This window comes from Actinomycetota bacterium (assembly GCA_036280995.1).
GTDB lineage: Bacteria > Actinomycetota > CALGFH01 > CALGFH01 > CALGFH01 > CALGFH01.
This window is the reverse complement of sequence record DASUPQ010000282.1, coordinates 1-19,086: the sequence shown is the minus strand read 5'-3', so window position 1 is coordinate 19,086 and position 19,086 is coordinate 1. Positions and strand designations below refer to the sequence as shown.

The window sequence follows — 19,086 nt, the reverse complement described above, 5'->3', positions numbered from 1 at the left end:
GCCGGCCACCCCACCGGCTAGGCGGCCAGCTCGCGCTCCAGGGGGGTGCGGAAGCGGGGGGTGACCCGGACCGGGCCGAACCAGGTGGCGAGGCGGGCCGCCTCGGCCTCGATGGCGCCGGTGGCGTCGGCGCCGACGTCCTCCAGGAGGCGCAGGACGACCTCGCCGCTCCTGCGCTGGGCCCAGCCGCCGACGACGCGGCCGTCCCACCAGATGGCCGGGCCGGCGTTGCCGTTGCGGTCGAACAGCACGGGGCGGTGCGGGCCGAGGTAGAAGTTGCGGCCGGCCCAGCCCATGGTCGTCGGGTCGAGCGCGGGGAGCAGGGCCGCCCAGGGCTCGGGCGCCGGCACCGGGTCGAGGTCGTCGGGGAGGACGAGGCCGGGCACGCCGTCGAGGTCGACCTCGACCGCCCCGGTGGCGGCCACGGCCTTGCGGACCTGACCCATGGGCAGGCCCGTCCACCACTTCACGTCGGCGACGGTGGCCGGCCCGAACCCCCGCAGCCAGCGGCGGACCAGCTCGGTCTGGGCGTCCTGGAGCGACCAGGGGGCGACGCCCTCCGGCAGCCAGGCGTCCACCACCGACCAGCGGTACTGGCCGCTGACCCAGGAGCCGCGGGGGCGGCCCCGGACGATGCGGCCCTCGGCGGCCAGCAGGAGCAGGATCCGGGTGACCACGCTCTGGCGGCCCTCGTATGGCTTGCCCGCGGCGACCACGATCTGCTGGGCCAGGCGCGGGTCGTCCCTGGCCAGCTCGGCGGCGGTCGCCTCGCCCCGGGCCTCCAGGGCCCGGACGGCGACCTTCTCCACCTCCTCGACCCAGCCGGCCGGGTCGTCGGTCAGCCCGGCCCGGTCGAGCATCGTGAGCAGCAGCCGGCGCTGCTGGACGGCGATGGCGTCGGTGCAGGCCGCCTGGACCACCGGCATCAGCTCGACCGGCTCGACGAACATCGTCCGGCGCATGCCCAGGATCCGGACCAGCGTCCGGTCCTCGTACAGCGCCTGCTCGACGGCCGCGACCTGGGGGTCGCGCATCCGCGCCCGGGCGGCCAGGTGGACGGTCGCCGGATCGGTGCCGTGCAGGCCGACCAGGTCGCGGGCCGCCTCGACCACGTCCGTGCGGGTCTCGGCCGCCAGGTGGTGGCGCAGGCCGAGTCGGGCCCGGCGCTCCTCCACCCCGATCCGTCGCATCGACCCACTACAGCAGCCGCCCCGGACAGCCGACAACTTCCGGACAGGTCCGGTGTCACCGAATTGACAGTATCTGCGCGGATAGGGATGGAACCTGGGACCTGGCTGTGACGTCTTCTAGGTACGTGCCTACGTCGCTGGGCGGTGGTGGCAATGAGTGGGACCGGTTCGGGGGCCGCGGCGGCCAGGGATCGAGGGGGGCCGCCGCCACGGCTGGTCGCCGTGCCCGGTGGCGGGAACGGGCGGCCGGTCCCGCGTCCCGCCCGGACGGTGGTCTTCCTCGGGGTGGCCGACGACGCCCGCAGCCTGGTCGCCGCGGCCCTGCTCGCCCATCGCTCCAAGGGCCGGGTCCGGGCCGTCTCGGCCAGCCCGGCCGCCGTCGACCCCGACCCGGCGGTCGCCGCGTCCCTGGCCGAGCTGGGCGTCGACCTTGCCAGGGTCGCCACCGAGCCGCCGTCGCCGGCCCTGCTCGACGGGGCCGAGCTGGTCGTGGTGATGGGCTATGACCAGGACGACCTGGCCGGCGGCCGGCGCAGCGAGGACTGGTGCATCGACGACCCGCGGGGCAAGGACGCCGAGTCCGTCCGCTGCATCCGCGACGCCATCGACCGCCGCGTCCAGCGCCTCCTGATCCGCATGGGCGTCGCCCTCCCGACCCGCCCCCGCTGACCCGCCCGTAACGCTGCCGGGACGCGGCCCGGCCATACTGCGACCATGGCGACGAGCGCAGCTGCCGAATCGGCCCGGGCGTCCCGCTGGCCGGCCGTGCTGGCCTGGGCGGTCGCCGGCGTGACGATGCTGAGCCTGGTTCCCGGGGGGTGGCTCGCGTCGCAGACGTGGCTCGCGGGCGTGGAATCGGCGCCGCCCACCATCGCCACGGTCGGTCCCGTCGTCCTCGTGGTGGTGAGCGCGACGACCGTGGGCGCGCTGGTGGCCAGCCACCGGCCCCGCCACCCGGTCGGCTGGCTGCTGCTCGGCGTCGGCCTCGGGGTGGCCACCAACGTGCTGGTGGAACCGTACGTGAAGTACGGGCTGCTCGTCCGGCCCGGATCGCTCCCCGGCGCCCGCCACCTGGTCGGGCTCGTCTACTCGTCCTTCTTCGTCGCACTGTCCTGCGCCGGATTCGTGCTGCTGCTGACCCCGACCGGGTCGCTGCCCTCGCCCCGCTGGCGATGGTGGGCCAGGGTGGCCGCGGCCGCGCCGGTGGTGACGATGGTGGGGCTCGTCGTCCAGTCCGACCCGCTGGCGCCCGAGTACTACGGCAACGCCCTGGCCATCCCGGCCCTGGCCCCTGTGCTGCTGCCCGCGGCGCTGGCCGGCATCGTCGTGGTGGCGCTGTCGCTGCTGATCGCGGCCGGGTCGATGGTGGTGCGGTTCCGGCGCGCCCGCGGGGTGGAGCGGCTCCAGCTGCGCTGGCTGGCCCTGGCCGCGGCCCTGGCGTCGCTGCTGCTGCTGGTCGCCCTCGTCGCCGGGGCCTTCGGGCGGGACCCGGTGGTGCTGGCGTCCCTGGCCCTCTGCCTGGCCCTGCTGCCGCTGGCCACCGGGGCGTCGATCCTGCGCTACCGGCTGTACGACCTGGACCACATCATCAGCCGCACGGTGGCCTGGACGCTGCTGACCGCCCTGCTCGGCCTGGGCTACGCCGCCGTCGTGCTGGGCCTGGGCCGGCTGCTGCCGGAGAGCTCCAGCCTGGTGGTGGCGGCCGCCACCCTGGCCGTGGCGGCGATGTTCCAGCCGGCCCGGCGCCGGGTCCAGGAGGTGGTGGACCGCCGCTTCAACCGGCGCCGCTTCGACGCCGCCCGCACCGTTGACGCCTTCGCGGCCCGCCTGCGCGACCAGGTCGACCTGGACGCCCTGACCGGCGAGCTGCTGGCCGTGGCCGACCGGACGATGCAGCCCACGACCGCGTCGCTGTGGCTACGGCAGCGGGCCGCAGGCGAGCAAACTACGTCGTAGCCGACGACAATGTCCATCATGCGCCCAGCCCTGCGCGGCCCCGCCGCGTTCCTCGTCCTCGCCCTGGTGATCGCCGCCTGCTCGGGGGACGACCCCGGTCAGGAGGCCGGGTCGGCGACCAGCGTCACCTCGACGACGGCGGCGCCGTCGACCACCGAGGAGCCCACGACCACGGCCGCCCGGGCCGGGACCGCGCCCAGCGCCCAGTTCCGGGCGGCGGACGTCCGCCTCGTGCCGGTGGCCGAGCTGGAGCAGCCGGTGGCCATGGCCCTGCGGCCGGGCGAGCGCACCCTGTACGTGGTCGAGCAGGTGGGCAGGGTGCGGGCGATCCGCGGCGGCCAGCTCGACCCGGCCCCGGTGGCCGACATCTCCGACCAGGTCACCGCCGGCGGGGAGCAGGGGCTGCTCGGCCTGGCCTTCTCGCCCGACGGCCGCTATCTGTACCTCCACTACACCGACCGGGAGGGCGACCACCAGATCGCCGAGCTGGCCATGGCCGGCCGGCGGGCCGACCCGGGCTCCCAGCGGTCGGTGCTGCGCATCGAGGACCCGTTCGGCAACCACAACGGCGGCCAGCTCGCCTTCGGGCCCGACGACCACCTCTACATCGCCTTCGGCGACGGCGGGGGCGGCGGCGACCCCCTGGGCAGCGGCCAGTCGCTCGGCACCCTGCTCGGCAAGATCCTCCGCATCGACCCGCGACCGGCCGGGGGCCGTGCCTACGGGGTGCCCTCCGACAACCCGTTCGTCGGTCGCGACGGCGCCCGCCCCGAGATCTGGGCCTACGGGCTGCGCAACCCGTGGCGCTTCTCGTTCGACGCCGCCACCGGCGACCTGTGGATCGGCGACGTCGGCCAGAACGCCTACGAGGAGATCGACTTCGAGCCGGCCGGGTCGGGCGGGCGCAACTACGGCTGGAACCGGCGCGAGGGCCGCCATCCCTTCAACGGCGGCGACCGGCCCGACGGGGCCGTCGACCCGGTGATCGAGTACGGGCGGGACGACGGCTGCACCGTGATCGGCGGGTTCGTCTACCGCGGCCGGCGCATCGGCGGCCTGCGCGGCGCCTACCTGTACGGCGACTACTGCTCCGGCTGGGTGCGGGCGGCCCGGACCCGCGACGGCAAGGTGCTCGAGCAGCGCGACCTCGGCCTGGAGGTCCCCAGCCTGAGCTCGTTCGGGACCGACGCCGCCGGCGAGCTCTACGCCCTGTCGCTGGCCGGCGTGGTCTACCGCCTCGCCCCCGCCTGACCATCCGGGGACAGCAGCAGGGCCGCCCCCAGGGCGCCGGCGTAGTCGCCGAGCTCGCCGAGGCGGACCACCACCTCGGAGGGGGGGAGGAACAGGTGGGGGACCATGGCCGTCTCGACCCGGCGGACGAACGGCTCGCCGAGCTTGTCGCCCAGGCCGCCGCCGATCAGGACGGCCTGGACGTCGACCAGGTTGACGGCCGAGGCGATGGCCGCGCCCAGGGCCTCGATGGCCCGGTCGATCAGCTCGTGGGCCAGCGGGTCGCCGGCGTCCAGGGCCGCCTTCCAGACGCCGCTGGTCATCCGGGGGCGGCCCCGGCGCTCCTGGATGGCCAGCAGCTCGGTCGGGCGGCCGGCGGCCGCGGCCGCCCGGGCGGCCCGCTCCAGGGCGACCCGGCCGGCGTAGGCCTCCATGCAGCCGCGGCGGCCGCAGGGGCACAGCTCGCCCCCGTCGACCACCACCACGTGGCCGATCTCGCCGGCGGCCCCGTGGGCGCCGGCCCGCAGCCGCCCCCCGAGCACCAGGGCGCCGCCCACCCCCGACCCGGCGAACACCGTGAGCAGGTCGTCGAAGCCCCGGCCGGCCCCGAGGCGGTGCTCGGCCAGGGTGGCCACGACCACGTCGTTGTCGACCACCACCCGCTCGACCCCGACCGCGTCGGCGACCATCGCCCCCAGCGGCACCCGGTCGACGGCCCCGAAGACGTTGGCCGCCCCGAACAGCTCCCCGGTGGCCGCGTCGACCCGGCCGGGGGAGCCGATCCCGACCCCGGCCAGCTTGTGCGGCGCCACCTTGGCGTCCCTGGCCGCCGCCTTGACCACCTTGGCGATCTCGGCCACCACCGCCGCCGCCCCGTCCCCGGCCGGGGTCTTGCCCCTGGCCTCGCCGAGCTTGGCGCCGTCGTCGCCGACGACCACCCCCTGGACCTTGGTCCCGCCTAGGTCGACCCCTGCCGTATGCATGACCCGGATGATGCCAGCATCCTCCGAAAGGTGGAGAGCCGAATCGGCGCCGTGGCCGACGAATCGGCTTGCTTGGTCGCGTAGGCTCGCCACGAGACCAAGCAACGATCCATGACGAGAAGGGGAGCCGTCCCATGTCAGCTGCCATCGTGCCCGGCGAGGAGACCCTGGCCGCGCGGGCCGTCCAGGTGACCAAGATCTACGGGCAGGGCCAGACCGAGGTGCGGGCCCTCGACAACGTCTCCGTCGAGTTCCCCAGCGGCCGCTTCACGGCCATCATGGGCCCGTCCGGCTCGGGCAAGTCGACCCTGATGCACTGCCTTGCCGGGCTGGACCGGATCACCTCGGGGCAGATCTTCATCGGCGACGTCGAGCTCAGCAAGCTGTCCGAGAAGCAGCTCACCCTGCTCCGCCGGGACAAGGTCGGCTTCGTGTTCCAGGCCTTCAACCTGCTCCCGACCCTGACCGCGGCCGAGAACGTCGAGCTGCCCCTGGCCATCGCCGGCCGCAAGCCGGACCGGCCCTGGGTCGACCAGGTGATCGACGCCGTGGGGCTGCGCGAGCGCCTGGCCCACAAGCCGGCCGAGCTGTCCGGCGGCCAGCAGCAGCGGGTGGCCGCGGCCAGGGCGCTGGCCTCCAAGCCGGCGATCGTGTTCGCCGACGAGCCCACCGGCAACCTCGACTCGGCCGCCGGCGCCGAGCTGCTCGGCTTCATGCGCCGCTCGGTCGACGAGTACGGCCAGACGATCGTGATGGTCACCCACGACCCCAACTCGGCCGCCTTCTCCGACCACGTGCTGTTCCTGGTCGACGGCCGCATCGTCGACGAGATGGCCAACCCGACCGCCGAGAAGGTGCTCGACCTCATGAAGAAGCTGGGGGGCTGACGGCGGCCATGCGCAAGGCGACGCTCAAGGGGCTTCTGGCCCACAAGTTCCGGCTGGCCGCGACCGCCCTGGCCATCGTGCTCGGGGTCTCCTTCGTGGCCGGCACCTACGTGCTCACCGACACCATCACGGCCAGCTTCGACAGCCTGTTCAAGCAGGTCACCCAGGGCATCGACGTGGCCGTGCGCTCCGAGGAGACCTTCGGCGGGTTCGACACCGGCGAGGTCCGCGATCCCATGCCGGCCGCCCTGCTGGAGCGGATCAAGGCGGTCGACGGCGTGCGGGTGGCCGAGGGCAGCGTCACCGGCTACGCCCAGCTTGTCGGCAAGGACGGCAAGGCCGTGACCACCGGCGGCGCCCCCAGCCTGGGCGTGTCGTTCAACCAGGACACCCAGTTCACGGCCGGCTCGACCATCCGCTCCGGGCGGCTCCCGGGCGGGCCGACCGAGCTGGCCATCGACGCCAAGACGGCCGAGGACACCGGCTACAAGGTCGGTGACCGGGTCAAGGTGCTGTTCCAGGGCCCGGCCCGCGAGTTCACGGTCAGCGGCGTGATCGGCTTCGGCGAGGCCGACAACCTCGGCGGGGCCCGTCTGGTCGGCTTCGACCTGGCCACCGCCCAGGAGGTGATGAACCGCGAGGGCCGCTTCGACGAGATCGACGTCGCCGCCGTGGAGGGCGTCAACCCCGAGGAACTGCGCGACCGGGTCCGGGCGGCCATCGCCGACCCCAAGTACGAGGTGCTCACCGGCACAGAGCTGGCCGAGGACTCGGCCGCCCAGATCAACGACACCATCGGGCGGTTCCTGGGCACGGCCCTGCTCGCCTTCGCCGGCGTGGCCCTGCTGGTGGGCGCGTTTCTGATCTTCAACACCTTCACGATCATCGTCGCCCAGCGCACCCGCGAGCTGGCCCTGCTGCGCTGCCTGGGGGCGAGCCGCCGCCAGGTGATGACCTCGGTGCTGGTCGAGTCCGTGATCGTGGCCGTGGTGGCGTCGCTGGTCGGCCTCGGCCTCGGCCTGCTGATCGCCAGCGGCCTACGGGCCCTGCTGAGCGGCTTCCTCGGCGCCGACATCCCCGCCACCGGCATCCAGTTCCAGCCCCGCACGGTGGTCGTGTCGCTGCTGGTCGGCGTCGTCGTGACCGTGCTGGCGGCGCTGCTGCCGGCCCTCAAGGCGACCCGGGTGCCGCCGGTGGCCGCCCTCCAGCCGGAGACGGCGTTCGCCCCGACCGGCTTCCGCAAGCGCCGGATCGTGCTCGGCGTGCTGGTCACCGCCGTCGGCGTGGCCGCGCTGCTGGCCGGCCTGTTCCGCAGCGAGGGCAACCAGCTGGTCAACGTCGCCTCCGGGGCCGTGATCGTCTTCTTCGGCGTGGCCATCCTGAGCCCGCTGATCGCGCGGCCCCTGGCCCGGGTCATCGGCTGGCCGTTCGCTCGCGCCTTCCGGCTGCCCGGCACCCTGGCCCGCCAGAACGCCATGCGCAACCCGCGGCGGACCGCCTCGACCGCGGCCGCCCTGATGATCGGGCTGGCCCTGGTCGCCTTCGTCAGCATCTTCGCCGCCTCGATCAAGGCCTCGACCACCGAGATCCTCGAGGACACCGTCTCGGCCGACTACATCCTCTTCAACGACAACTTCCAGCCGTTCAGCCCCGAGGCCGCCGAGCGCCTGGCCGAGCAGCCGCAGCTGGCGGCCGTGGCCGGGCTCCGCCTTGGGCCGTGGAAGCTGAACGGGGCCAACAAGTCGCTCTTCGGCGTCGACCCGGCCGCCTACCAGCAGGTCGTCAAGACCGAGACCACCGCCGGCAACCTCGGCGACCTGGCCTCGGGCGGCCTGGCCGTGAAGGACACCGTGGCCGAGGCCAACGGCTGGACGGTCGGGGAGCGCGTCGCGATGGAGTTCCCCCGCAACGGCGTCCAGCAGATCCCGGTCAAGGCGATCTACAAGGACAACAGCCTGAACGGCGACTTCATGCTCGGGCTACCCGACTACGAGCGCGGCTACGCCGACCAGGCCGACAGCCAGATCCTGGTCAAGGCCGCCCCGGGGGTCGCCCCGGCCGACTCCCGGGCCGCGGTCGACCGGGTGATGGCCGACTTCCCCAACGTCACCGTGCGCGACCAGGCCGAGTTCAGCGACGAGCAGGCCAGGCAGATCGACCAGATCATCAACCTGTTCTACTCGCTGCTCGGCCTGGCCATCGTGATCGCCCTGTTCGGCATCGTGAACACCCTCGGCCTGTCGATCTTCGAGCGCATCCGCGAGCTCGGCCTGCTCCGGGCCGTCGGGGCCACCCGCGCCCAGCTGCGCTCGATGATCCGCTGGGAGGCGGTGATCATCGCCGTCCTCGGGGCCGTCCTCGGGCTGGCCGTCGGGGTGTTCTTCGGCTGGACGATCGTGCGGGCCCTGAGCAGCCAGGGCATCACCGAGTTCGCCCTGCCGGTCGGGCAGCTGGTCGCCTTCGTGGTCGCCGCCGCCCTCGCCGGCATCCTGGCCGCGGTCGGGCCCGGCCGCCGGGCGGCCAGGATCGACGTGCTCAGGGCGATCGCCACGGAGTAGCGTCTGGGGTATGCGATCGGAGTACACCAGGGAGGCGCTGGCCGAGGCTGACGTCGACGCCGACCCGGTGGTCCAGTTCGGGCGCTGGTTCGGGCAGGCCGAGCAGGCCGGCCTGCTCGAACCGACCGCCATGACGCTGGCCACCGCGACCCCGGACGGCCGCCCCTCGGCCCGCATGGTCCTACTGCGCGGGTTCGACGAGCGCGGCTTCTGCTTCTACACCAACTACGAGAGCCGCAAGGGCGCCGAGCTGGCCGCCAACCCGCTGGCCGCCCTGGTCTTCTGGTGGGGCCCGCTGGAGCGCCAGGTCCGGATCGAGGGCCGGGTCACCCCGACCAGCCGGGCCGAGAGCGAGGCCTACTTCCATTCCCGCCCCCCCGGCAGCCAGCTCAGCGCGGCCGCCTCCCCCCAGAGCAGGGTGATCGACAGCCGGGTCATCCTGGAGCGACGGGTCGCCGAGCTGGCCACCCGCCTCCCCGGCGGCGGGCTCCCCCTGCCCGACTTCTGGGGCGGCTTCCGCCTGGCCCACGAGACCGTCGAGTTCTGGCAGGGCCGCCCCAACCGCCTCCACGACCGCCTCCGCTACCGCCGCGCCGCCGGCGGCTGGAAGATCGAGCGCCTCGCCCCCTGACCCGACCGCCGATTCTGGCGGGCGGAATGCATCAAGTGCCGCCGTAGGCGGCTCCATACAATGGGGCGAACAGGACGTCTCGTGAGCGGAGGGCTTGGCGGTGGCATCCCCCGACGGTGTTGAGGTCCGTGGTCCGGCACGCGAGAGGTACCCGGGCGTCCTGAGCGACGAGGCGCTGGGGCTGGTGGCCGAGCTCCAGCGGGAGCTGGGGCCGACCCGGCGGGCGCTGCTGGCCAAGCGGGGGGAGCGGCAGGCGGGGTTCGACGCCGGGGAGCTGCCCGACTTCCTCGGCGAGACGGCGTCGGTGCGGGAGGGGGACTGGCGGGTCGCGCCGGTGGAGGGGCTGGCCGACCGGCGGGTCGAGATCACCGGGCCGACCGACCGCAAGATGCTGATCAACGCCCTCAACTCCGGGGCCCGGGTGTTCATGGCCGACTTCGAGGACGCCAACGCCCCGACCTGGCAGAACATGTTCGGCGGGCAGCAGAACCTGGTCGACGCCATCGAGGGCACGATCAGCTTCGAGAGCCCCGACGGCCGCCAGTACCGGCTGGGCGACGAGGTGGCCACGCTGATGCCGCGGCCCCGGGGCTGGCACCTGCCCGAGAAGCACGTGGTGGTCGACGGGCAGCCGGCCTCGGGCAGCCTGGTCGACTTCGGGCTGTTCATGTTCCACGGGGCCCGGCGGCTGCTGGAGCGGGGCCAGGGCGTCTACCTGTACCTGCCCAAGCTGGAGAGCCACCAGGAGGCGCGGCTCTGGAACGACGCCTTCCAGCTCGCCTCCGACCGCCTCGGCATCCCCAGGGGGACGGTCAAGGCGACGGTGCTGATCGAGACCATCACGGCCGCCTTCGAGATGGACGAGATCCTGTACGAGCTGCGCGACCACTCGGCCGGGCTCAACGCCGGCCGCTGGGACTACATGTTCTCGGTCATCAAGAAGTTCCGGAACCGGCCCGAGTTCACCCTGCCCGACCGCAACAAGGTGACCATGACGGTGCCGTTCATGCGGGCCTATACCCAGCTGCTGGTCAAGACCTGTCACCGCCGGGGCGCGTTCGCCATGGGCGGCATGTCGGCGTTCATCCCCAGCCGCAAGCGGCCCGAGATCAACCAGCAGGCCACGGCCAAGGTGCGCGAGGACAAGCAGCGCGAGGCCGGCGACGGCTTCGACGGCACCTGGGTCGCCCACCCCGACCTGGTGCCGGTGGCCATGGAGGTGTTCGACGGGGTGCTGGGGTCCCGGCCCAACCAGATCGACCGCCAGCGCGACGACGTCCAGGTCGGCCAGGGCGAGCTGCTGGACATCGCCTCGACCCCGGGCGAGGCGACCGAGGAGGGCCTGCGCAACAACGTCAACGTCGGCATCCAGTACATCTCCTCCTGGCTGCGCGGCCAGGGCGCGGCCCCGATCTTCAACCTGATGGAGGACGCGGCCACGGCCGAGATCTCTCGCTCCCAGGTCTGGCAGTGGGTCCACAACGGCGTCAAGCTGGCGGAGGGCCAGACGGTCACCGCCGACCTGGTCCGCCAGACCGCCACCGAGGAGCTGGAGAAGATCCGCGAGCAGGTGGGAGACGAGTTCTTCTACAGCGAGGGCCGCCCCGACCAGTCCAGGGCCCTGTTCGAACAGGTCGCCCTGGCCGACGAGTTCGTCGAGTTCCTGACCATCCCCGCCTACGAGCAGCTGGACTGAGCACCGGCGCGAGGAGGTTCGGCGCCATGGACCGACAGGCTCTCATCCACCGGCTGGAGCAGGTCGTCGGCCGCCAGGGGGTGATCTCCGAGCGCAACCAGCTGCGCACCTACGAGTGCGACGGCCTGGCCAACTTCCGGGTCATCCCCAGCGTGGTCGTGCTCCCCGAGACGGCCGACCAGGCCCAGGGGGCGGTCAAGGCCTGCTCCGAGGCCGGGGTGCCGTTCGTGGCCCGCGGCTCGGGCACCGGCCTGTCCGGCGGGGCCCTGCCGGTGTCGGACGGGGTGCTGATCGTGCTCGCCCGCATGCGCCGCATCCTCGAGGTCGACCTGGACAACCAGCGGGCCGTGGTCGAGCCAGGGGTGCTGAACCTCCAGGTCACCAAGGAGGTGGCGCCCGACGGCTTCTACTACGCCCCCGACCCCTCCAGCCAGCAGGTCTGCTCCATCGGGGGCAACGTGGCCGAGAACTCGGGCGGCGCCCACTGCCTGAAGTACGGCTTCACCACCAACCACGTCACCGGCCTGGAGGTGGTGCTGCCCGACGGCGAGCTGATCCACCTGGGGGGCGGCAAGGCCCCCGACCCGCCGGGCTACGACCTGCTCGGCGCCTTCGTCGGCTCCGAGGGCACCCTCGGCATCACCACCAAGGTGACCCTGCGGCTGCTGCGCAAGCCCGAGGCCGTCCGCACCCTGCTGGCCGCGTTCGAGGGCACCGACCAGGCCGGCGACGCCGTGTCCAGGATCATCGGGGCCGGGATCGTGCCGGCGGCCATCGAGATGATGGACGCCCTGGCCATGGAGGCCGCCGAGGCGGCCGTGCACGTGCACTACCCGGAAGGGGCTGGCGCGGTCCTGGTGGTGGAGCTGGACGGGCCGGCGGCCGAGGTCGAGCACCAGTTCGACGAGGTCGAGCGGCACTGCCAGGAGGCCGGCTCGACCACCATCCAGATCGCCGAGGACGACGACCAGCGGGCCCTGTTCTGGAAGGGCCGCAAGTCGGCCTTTGCCGCCGTTGGGCGGATCAGCCCCGACTACTACGTCCAGGACGGGGTCATCCCCCGGACCGCCCTGCCCGAGGTGCTGCGGCGGATCACCGAGCTGGCCGACGAGCGCGGGCTGCGGGTGGCCAACGTGTTCCACGCCGGCGACGGCAACCTGCACCCGCTGGTGCTGTACGACGGCGAGGTCTCCGGCCAGGAGCAGCGGGCCGAGGAGCTGGCCGCCGAGATCCTCTACACCTGCCTGGAGCACGGCGGGTCGATCACCGGCGAGCACGGCGTCGGCTTCGACAAGAAGCAGTACATGGGCCGGCAGTTCACGCCCGAGGACCTGGACACCATGCAGCTGGTGCGCTGCGCCTTCGACCCCGAGGGACGGGCCAACCCGGGCAAGGTGTTCCCCACCCCGCGGCTGTGCGGCGAGCGTCCCGGCCCGCGCCGGGTCCACCCGGCCGAGCAGGCCGGCCTGGCGGAGGTGTTCTGAGCCGTGGGCCTCCAGGAGCTGGCGCGCGGCGACCTGGTCCAGCCGGCCCCGCCGGGCACGGCCGTCGACGGCGTGCCGGTGGCCCGGGTGGCCCGCCCCGTGTCGGTGGAGGAGGCCAGCCAGGTCCTCCGGGCCGCCGCCGACGACGGCCTGGCCGTGGCCTTCGCGGGCGGGGGGAGCAAGCTCGGGCTGGGGAACCCGCCCCAGCGGGCCGACCTGCTCGTCTCCACCGAGCGCCTCGACCAGGTGCTGGAGCACGCCGCCGGCGACCTGGTCGTCCGGGCCCAGGCGGGCCTGCGCCTGGCCGACCTCCAGGCCACCCTGGCCCCGGCCGGCCAGTGGCTGGCCCTCGACCCGCCCGAGCCGGGGGCCACCCTCGGCGGGGTGGTGGCGGCCAACGCCTCGGGCCCGCGGCGGCTGCGCTACGGCACGGTGCGCGACCTGATCATCGGCATCACCGTGGTCCTGGCCGACGGCACCGTGGCCCGGGCCGGCGGCAAGGTGGTCAAGAACGTCGCCGGCTACGACCTGGCCAAGCTGTTCTGCGGCTCGTTCGGCACCCTCGGCCTGGTCGCCGAGGTCATCTTCCGCCTCCACCCCGTGCCGGCGGCCGCGTCCGTGGTGACCTTCCGGGCGGAGGCGCCCGAGCGGGTCGGCCAGGCCGTCCAGCGGCTGCTCCGCTCCGCCCTGGAGCCGAGCGCGATCGAGCTGCAGCTGGACGAGTGGGGCTGGCCGGGCCGGCTCACGACCGTGTTCGAGGGCATCGGGCCGGGGGTGGAGGCGCAGGCGGGGGCCGCCGTCGAGCTCCTCGGCCAGATCGGGGAGGCGGCCGTGGCCGGGCCGGGGGAGACCGACGCCGCCCTCCACCAGCTCGGCGCGCTCCCGTTCGAGAAGGCGGAGCTCGCGTTCAAGGCCACCTTCCCGCCGGCCGAGCTGCCCGGCCTCCTGGCCGGCGGCGTCCTTGGCCGGGACGGCCAGCTCAGGGTGCACGCCGGCACCGGCGTGGCCTGGCTGGCCAGCTCGGCCCGCGAGGGCGACCTGCGGGCCGACCACCCGGCGGTCCCGAGGGTGGTCGCGTGGGTCGCCGAGACCAGGGAGCGGCTGGCCGCCGTCGGGGGCGGCCTGGTCGTGGTCAAGGCGCCGGCGCACCTCAAGCGGGAGCTGGACGTGTGGGGGCCGCCCGGGGACGCGCTCGGGCTGATGCGCCGGGTAAAGGAGCGGTTCGACCCTGGCCGCCGGATGAGCCCGGGCCGGTTCGTGGGAGGCATCTGATGACCGAGCAGACGGGACAGGGGCCCGAGCCGGCCCACGAGCGGGCCTCGGCGACCCAGATCGGGGCACGGGGACCGGAGGGGCTGCCCGACGAGGTCGGGGCCGACCCGGGCCAGGCGGACCGGGCGACCGAGGGGACCGGACGGTTCGAGACCCACGTGTCGGTGCTGCCCGCCTTCGACGACCACCACCCGCCCGAGCAGGAGCTGATCGACGACTGCGTCCACTGCGGCTTCTGCCTGCCCACCTGCCCGACCTACGTGCTCTGGGGCGAGGAGATGGACTCGCCCCGGGGCCGCATCTACCTGATGGAGCTGGGGCGCCAGGGCGAGGCCCTGAACACCGAGATGGTCCGCCACTTCGACCAGTGCCTCGGCTGCATGGCCTGCGTCACCGCCTGCCCGTCCGGGGTCCAGTACGGCAAGCTGATCGAGGCCACCCGCCAGCAGGTCGAGCGCCGCTACCCACGCCCGCGGCGCGACCGCGCCTTCCGGGCGCTGATCTTCCGGCTGTTCCCCTACCCGGAGCGGCTGCGCCTGCTGCGCGGCCCCCTCCGCCTCTACCAGCGGGCCCGCGTGGGCGCCCTGGTCCGGCGGGCCGGGCTGCTGCCCGGGCGCCTCGGGGCCATGGAGCGGCTGCTGCCCGACCTGGGCCGCCCGGAGCCGGTGCCCGAGGTCACCCCGGCCGAAGGGACGCACAGACGGCGGGTCGGGATGCTCACCGGCTGCGTCCAGCGGGTGTTCTTCCCCGAGGTCAACGCGGCCACGGCCCGGGTCCTGGCCGCCGACGGCTGCGAGGTCGTGGCCCCGCCCGGCCAGGGCTGCTGCGGCGCCCTCAGCCTCCATGCCGGCCGCGAGGCCGAGGCCCAGGCGTTCGCCAGGGCGGCCATCGAGACCTTCGAGGCCGCCGGGGTCGACCAGGTGGTGGTCAACGCGGCCGGCTGCGGGTCGGCCATGAAGGAGTACGGCCACCTGCTCCGCGACGACCCGGCCTGGGCGGAGCGGGCCCAGGCGTTCTCCGACCGGGTCCGCGACCTGTCCGAGCTGCTGGTCGAGCTCGGCCCGGCCGCCCCCCGGCACCCGCTGCCGATGAAGGTGGCCTGGCACGACGCCTGCCACCTGGGCCACGCCCAGGGCATCCGGGCCCAGCCCCGGGCGGCCCTGCGGGCCATCCCGGGCCTGGAGGTGCGCGAGATCGCCGAGGGCGAGATCTGCTGCGGCTCGGCCGGCATCTACAACCTGGTCGAGCCGGAGCCGGCGGCCGAGCTGGGCGACCGCAAGGCGGCCAACGTGCTCGCCACCGGGGCCGACCTGGTGGTCACCTCCAACCCGGGCTGCCTGATGCAGCTGCGCAACGCCCTGGAGCGCCGCGGCCAGCGCCTGCCCATGGCGCATGTGGCCGAGGTCCTGGACGCGGCCGTCCGCGGCGCCCAGCCCGGCTCGCTGCTGGAGCGCCGGAGCTAGAGCAGCCGCAGCCGTCGGGCCAGGGCCAGCAGCACGCCGGTGACGACTCCGAGGGTGAGGTGGCCGACGACGCCGCGCAGGTGGCTCTCGACCGGGTAGGCCTGGGGCGGCGGGGTGAAGAAGAGGCTGTTGGCCAGCTCGTCCACCACCAGGAACCCGGCCATGCCGGCGGCGACCCCGGCGGCCAGGGGCGGGACGCCGCGCTGGGTGAGCGCGGCCGCGGCCACCCCGTAGCCCTGCCCCAGCCCCCGGTGCATGGCCAGGGCGATCGTGCTGGCCTGGTCGTCGGTCGGCTCGGCCCCGACCAGACCGGCCAGCTTCCGGGTCGCCGCCAGCGGGGCGCCCTCGGGCAGCAGCTCCTGCTCGCGCTGCTTGGAGGCGTCGCTCTGGCGCCCGTAGTACCAGGTCGTCGCCTTGTCCATCACCTGGCCGGCGACGAGCCCGGCGGTGGCGCCCACGACCAGGACCCGGATCGCGCCCTTCATGGCCTCAGCTCCTCGGCATCATGTCGTCGGCCGGCCGCAGCCGCTTCAGGAGTACCACGAAGGTGAAGGTGTCCCAGCCGCCCGGCCCGCCCCCGCGGTCGTAGTGGGTCCGGGGCGTGATCCCGACCGCCTCCCAGCCATCCTCCCCCAGCCGGTTCAGCTCGTCCAGGAAGGAGGCCATGGACCGGTCCTCGGTCTGATCACCCCATTCCTGCACGTACTCGCGGATCGCGTACTCCCACATGGGGGAGACGCTATCAGCGGGACGGTCAGGCTGCTTGCGCGGCGTTCACCGGGACGCCGCCCGTCAGCGAGAGGATGAAAATCCCATGCCGCCCCGAGCACGCACCATCCGGCGATCGGCGCATCTAGACTGCGGCCATGCCCGACGCCTTCTTCGTTCCGCTCGGCCCGGACCGGTTCCGGGCCACCGAGCTCACCCAGGGCCCGTGGGCGCCGGGGCTGCAGCACGCCGGGCCGGCGGCGGCGCTGCTGGGCCGGGCCGTCGAGGGCCTCGGGGACCGGGACGACCTGGCGGTGGCCCGGGCCACCTTCGAGATCGCGCGGCCGCTGCCGATCGCCGAGCTGGCGGTGGCGGCCCGGCTGCTGCGGGGCGGGCGCAGCGTCGAGCTGGTGGAGGCGACCCTGTCGGCCGGGGAGGCCGAGGTGATGCGGGCCACGGCCCTGCGGGTCCGGCGGGCCGAGCTGGAGCTGCCCGGCGGGCTGGTCCCGCCGCCCCGGCTGCCGGGCCCCGACGCCGGCCGGGCCGCGCCGTTCTTCCCGACCGGCCAGGACGTCGGCTACCACACGGCCATGGAGGTCCGGTTCGTGGCCGGCTCGTTCCTGGAGGAGGGCCCGGCCACGGCCTGGATGCGCATGCGCCACCCGCTGGTCCCGGGCGAGGCGCCGTCGCCGCTGTGCCGGGTGCTGGCCGCGGCCGACTCCGGCAACGGCGTCAGCGCCGCCCTCGACTACCGCCGCTGGCGCTTCATCACCCCCGACCTCACCGTCTACCTGCTGCGGCCCGCGGCCGGCGAGTGGGTCGCCCTCGAGGCGGCGACCACGGTCGCCGACGGCATCGGCCTGGCCGACACCACCCTCCACGACGAGCAGGGCCCGATCGGACGCGCCACCCAGGCCCTGTTCGTCGACCGCCGCTGAGCGCGCTTGAACCCCACCCGCCCTAACTGGGGCCCCTTGGCGGCCGGGCGGCGGAGGGCGAAGGCGCGAACCCCGTCAGGTGGCGGTGCGGCGGCGCAGGGCGAACGCGCTCACCCCGATCCCGCCCAGGAAGGCGGCGACCACGGCGGTGGCCAGGACGAACGCGGTGACGCCGCCGCCCGGGCCCCCGCCTCCGCCGCCGGCCGGGGCCGCCGGGGCCGCGGCCGGGGCGGCCGCCTGGGCGTTGGGGTCGTCGGTGTCGCGGCCCAGGACCACCAGCACGCCCCGCATCCGGGCCGGGTGGACGGTGCAGCGGTAGCTGTAGCTGCCCGGCGCGTCGGGGGCGGTCAGCTCGGTGCTGGCCCCCGGGTCGATCGAGCCGGTGTCGAGGTCGACGTCGTCCAGGGTCATGGTGTGGGGCGCCTGGCCCTGGTTGGTGACGGTCACCTTGCCCCCGGCGGCCACCGAGGCGTCCTTGGGCTCGAAGGCGAAGTCGACGGCGCCCACGTCGATCTCGCGCGGCCCGGCCGACGCCTGGGCCGGTCCGCCGCCCGCGGCCTGGCCGGTGACGGTCACCGTCCCCTTCATGGCCGCCGGGTGGACCTCGCAGTGGAACTTGAACGTGCCGGCCTGGTTCAGGGTGACGCTGGCGTTCCTGCCGGCGAAGCGGCCGCCCTGCGCGCCCGGCTCGACCACGCCGGTGTCGAAGGAGCCGTCGTCGGCGGTGAGGGTGTGGGGCTTGCCGCCGACGTTGGCCACCAGCAGGGTGGTCCCGGCGGCCACCTCCAGCTCGGACGGGTCGAAGCGGAGCCTGTCGCCGGTCTGGCCGGGGTCGACCGCCTGGACCCGGACCGCCCGCGGCTCGTCGGCGCCCGGCTCGACGGTCAGGACCCCGTTCATCTTGGCCGGGTTGATGCGGCAGAAGTAGAAGTAGGTCCCGGGCGTGCTCAGGGTGACCTCGGCGCTGGCCCCGGGGGCGATCGGCCTGGTGTCGAAGGTGCCGCCCCGGTCGGTGGCGGTGTGGGGCCGCTCCCCGGTGTTGGACCAGGTCACCGTGGTCCCGGCCTCGACGGTGAGGCGGCGCGGGGAGAAGTCGAAGTCGACGATCTCGGCCTCCTCGCCCGCCTGGGCGGTGACGGGAGCCGAGGCGGCCGGGGGCGCGAGCAGGACCAGGCCGGTGAGGGCGAGCAGGGGCAGCAGGCGGAAGGCGCGCATGTCGGCTACCTCGCGGTCACGTAGTCGGCCACGCTGGTCGCCCAGATGGCGGCGAAGGTCAGGAACAGGCCGCTGCCGATCCACGGCAGGAAGCGGCCGCCGGCCGGCCACAGCTTCAGCACCGTGTACTTGGCCGCGAGCAGGCCGAAGACCAGGCTCCCGAACACCGAGTGGAGCAGCACCCGGGTCGGGGAGGTCGGCCCGGCCGGCCCGGCCAGGCAGGACAGGGCCACCACCACGGCCAGGGTGACGGTCAGCTTGCCGTTCAGGCGGTGGGTCCGCGACGCCGCCCCGGTGGAGATGGGCGGCACCGTGCTCGCCTCGTAGAAGCGGGCCGCCAGCAGCACCTGGAGCCCCGCGCAGGCGAAGATCACGGAGGTCAGCAGCACCTTCCAGAGCAGCAGCTGGCCGCCCGTCAGGTCGTTGAGGAGCTCGATGACGTCCACCACGCCTCCTGGTCAGCCGGTCACGGCGATCTTGGCGGTCATGCTGGGGTGGATGCTGCAGAAGTAGTCGAAGCCGTCGGTGACGGTGGTGCTGAACTGCCGGCCCGGGTCGAGCACGCCCGAGTCGACCCCGCCGGAGCGCGCCGTGACCGTGTGAGGGGCGGTGTCGTCGTTGTCGAAGACCACCGTCGAGCCCCTGGCCACCGTGAGCGTGCCGGGCGCGAAGGCCAGCCCGGCCATCTTCACCGTGCTCCCCGCGGCCGCGGCCGCGGCGGCGGGCGCGGCCGGGGCGTCATCGGCGAGCTGGTCGCGGACCATGATCACCGGGCCGGCCACGGCCAGCACCACCATCAGGACGACGACCAGTAGCCAGACCGGATTTGGGCGTGGACGATCGGCGGCATGGCTCATGTCCCGATATATCTACAG

The 19,086-nt window shown here is 74.3% G+C and carries 18 protein-coding genes; 11 read left to right on the top strand and 7 right to left on the bottom strand.

Features of this window, described 5'->3' with window-relative positions; all coding sequences use genetic code 11:
- Nucleotides 1–17: 17 nt before the first annotated feature.
- A complete protein-coding gene (locus tag VF468_09460) occupies nt 18–1,190 on the bottom strand; it encodes a winged helix DNA-binding domain-containing protein (GenBank protein ID HEX5878534.1) in 1,173 nt (390 codons plus the stop codon).
- Between the two features lie 153 nt (nt 1,191–1,343).
- On the opposite strand from VF468_09460, the gene VF468_09455 reads away from it, so the two are divergent.
- Genes VF468_09455 through VF468_09445 form a run of 3 tightly spaced genes read left to right on the top strand, consistent with a single transcriptional unit; the run spans nt 1,344 to nt 4,397 of the window.
- The gene (locus VF468_09455) at nt 1,344–1,859 is read left to right on the top strand and encodes an arsenate reductase ArsC (GenBank protein ID HEX5878533.1); all 516 of its coding nucleotides are present in this window, start codon (nt 1,344–1,346) and stop codon (nt 1,857–1,859) included.
- 45 nt (nt 1,860–1,904) lie between these two features.
- Nucleotides 1,905–3,146 carry a hypothetical protein gene (locus VF468_09450; protein HEX5878532.1) on the top strand — a complete coding sequence of 414 codons (1,242 nt, stop codon included), beginning with the start codon at nt 1,905–1,907 and terminating at the stop codon, nt 3,144–3,146.
- Nucleotides 3,147–3,164: 18 nt separating this feature from the next.
- Nucleotides 3,165–4,397, top strand: coding sequence for a PQQ-dependent sugar dehydrogenase (locus VF468_09445; protein ID HEX5878531.1), 1,233 nt, complete (start codon nt 3,165–3,167; stop codon nt 4,395–4,397).
- Here VF468_09445 and VF468_09440 read toward each other — a convergent pair.
- Nucleotides 4,376–5,359 carry an ROK family protein gene (locus VF468_09440; protein ID HEX5878530.1) on the bottom strand — a complete coding sequence of 328 codons (984 nt, stop codon included), beginning with the start codon at nt 5,357–5,359 and terminating at the stop codon, nt 4,376–4,378. The genes VF468_09445 and VF468_09440 overlap by 22 nt on opposite strands.
- A gap of 134 nt (nt 5,360–5,493) precedes the next feature.
- Here VF468_09440 and VF468_09435 point away from each other — a divergent pair, with 134 nt between their 5' ends.
- The 7 genes from VF468_09435 (at nt 5,494) to glcF (ending at nt 15,350) form a co-directional block, all read left to right on the top strand.
- Nucleotides 5,494–6,246, top strand: coding sequence for an ABC transporter ATP-binding protein (locus tag VF468_09435; GenBank protein ID HEX5878529.1), 753 nt, complete (start codon nt 5,494–5,496; stop codon nt 6,244–6,246).
- A gap of 8 nt (nt 6,247–6,254) precedes the next feature.
- Nucleotides 6,255–8,804 carry an FtsX-like permease family protein gene (locus tag VF468_09430; protein ID HEX5878528.1) on the top strand — a complete coding sequence of 850 codons (2,550 nt, stop codon included), beginning with the start codon at nt 6,255–6,257 and terminating at the stop codon, nt 8,802–8,804.
- 10 nt (nt 8,805–8,814) lie between these two features.
- Nucleotides 8,815–9,435, top strand: coding sequence for a pyridoxamine 5'-phosphate oxidase (pdxH, locus tag VF468_09425; protein HEX5878527.1), 621 nt, complete (start codon nt 8,815–8,817; stop codon nt 9,433–9,435).
- Nucleotides 9,436–9,535: 100 nt separating this feature from the next.
- Nucleotides 9,536–11,131: a malate synthase A gene (gene aceB, locus VF468_09420; GenBank protein HEX5878526.1), complete on the top strand. Its 1,596-nt coding sequence runs from the start codon at nt 9,536–9,538 to the stop codon at nt 11,129–11,131.
- Between the two features lie 26 nt (nt 11,132–11,157).
- Nucleotides 11,158–12,615: an FAD-linked oxidase C-terminal domain-containing protein gene (locus tag VF468_09415; protein HEX5878525.1), complete on the top strand. Its 1,458-nt coding sequence runs from the start codon at nt 11,158–11,160 to the stop codon at nt 12,613–12,615.
- Between the two features lie 3 nt (nt 12,616–12,618).
- Nucleotides 12,619–13,887: an FAD-binding oxidoreductase gene (locus VF468_09410; protein ID HEX5878524.1), complete on the top strand. Its 1,269-nt coding sequence runs from the start codon at nt 12,619–12,621 to the stop codon at nt 13,885–13,887.
- Nucleotides 13,887–15,350 carry a glycolate oxidase subunit GlcF gene (gene glcF, locus VF468_09405; protein ID HEX5878523.1) on the top strand — a complete coding sequence of 488 codons (1,464 nt, stop codon included), beginning with the start codon at nt 13,887–13,889 and terminating at the stop codon, nt 15,348–15,350. Before VF468_09410 ends, glcF begins: the two co-directional genes overlap by 1 nt.
- On the opposite strand, the gene VF468_09400 is transcribed toward glcF, so the two are convergent.
- A complete protein-coding gene (locus tag VF468_09400) occupies nt 15,347–15,835 on the bottom strand; it encodes a hypothetical protein (protein ID HEX5878522.1) in 489 nt (162 codons plus the stop codon). The two genes, glcF and VF468_09400, sit on opposite strands and share 4 nt — an antisense overlap.
- Before the next feature lie 4 nt (nt 15,836–15,839).
- The gene (locus VF468_09395; GenBank protein ID HEX5878521.1) at nt 15,840–16,079 is read right to left on the bottom strand and encodes a hypothetical protein; all 240 of its coding nucleotides are present in this window, start codon (nt 16,077–16,079) and stop codon (nt 15,840–15,842) included.
- A 137-nt stretch (nt 16,080–16,216) separates the two neighbouring features.
- On the opposite strand from VF468_09395, the gene VF468_09390 reads away from it, so the two are divergent.
- Complete coding sequence (locus tag VF468_09390) at nt 16,217–16,996, top strand: thioesterase family protein (GenBank protein ID HEX5878520.1); 780 nt, start codon at nt 16,217–16,219, stop codon at nt 16,994–16,996.
- A 75-nt stretch (nt 16,997–17,071) separates the two neighbouring features.
- Here the strand turns inward: VF468_09390 and VF468_09385 are convergent, their stop codons facing one another.
- Genes VF468_09385 through VF468_09375 form a run of 3 tightly spaced genes read right to left on the bottom strand, consistent with a single transcriptional unit; the run spans nt 17,072 to nt 19,068 of the window.
- Nucleotides 17,072–18,211, bottom strand: a complete 1,140-nt coding sequence (locus VF468_09385) for a cupredoxin domain-containing protein (protein HEX5878519.1) — start codon at nt 18,209–18,211, stop codon at nt 17,072–17,074.
- 5 nt (nt 18,212–18,216) lie between these two features.
- Nucleotides 18,217–18,657 (bottom strand): DUF6529 family protein, encoded by a 441-nt coding sequence (locus tag VF468_09380; GenBank protein ID HEX5878518.1) that lies wholly within the window; start codon nt 18,655–18,657, stop codon nt 18,217–18,219.
- Between the two features lie 12 nt (nt 18,658–18,669).
- The gene (locus VF468_09375; GenBank protein HEX5878517.1) at nt 18,670–19,068 is read right to left on the bottom strand and encodes a plastocyanin/azurin family copper-binding protein; all 399 of its coding nucleotides are present in this window, start codon (nt 19,066–19,068) and stop codon (nt 18,670–18,672) included.
- Nucleotides 19,069–19,086: the final 18 nt, after the last annotated feature.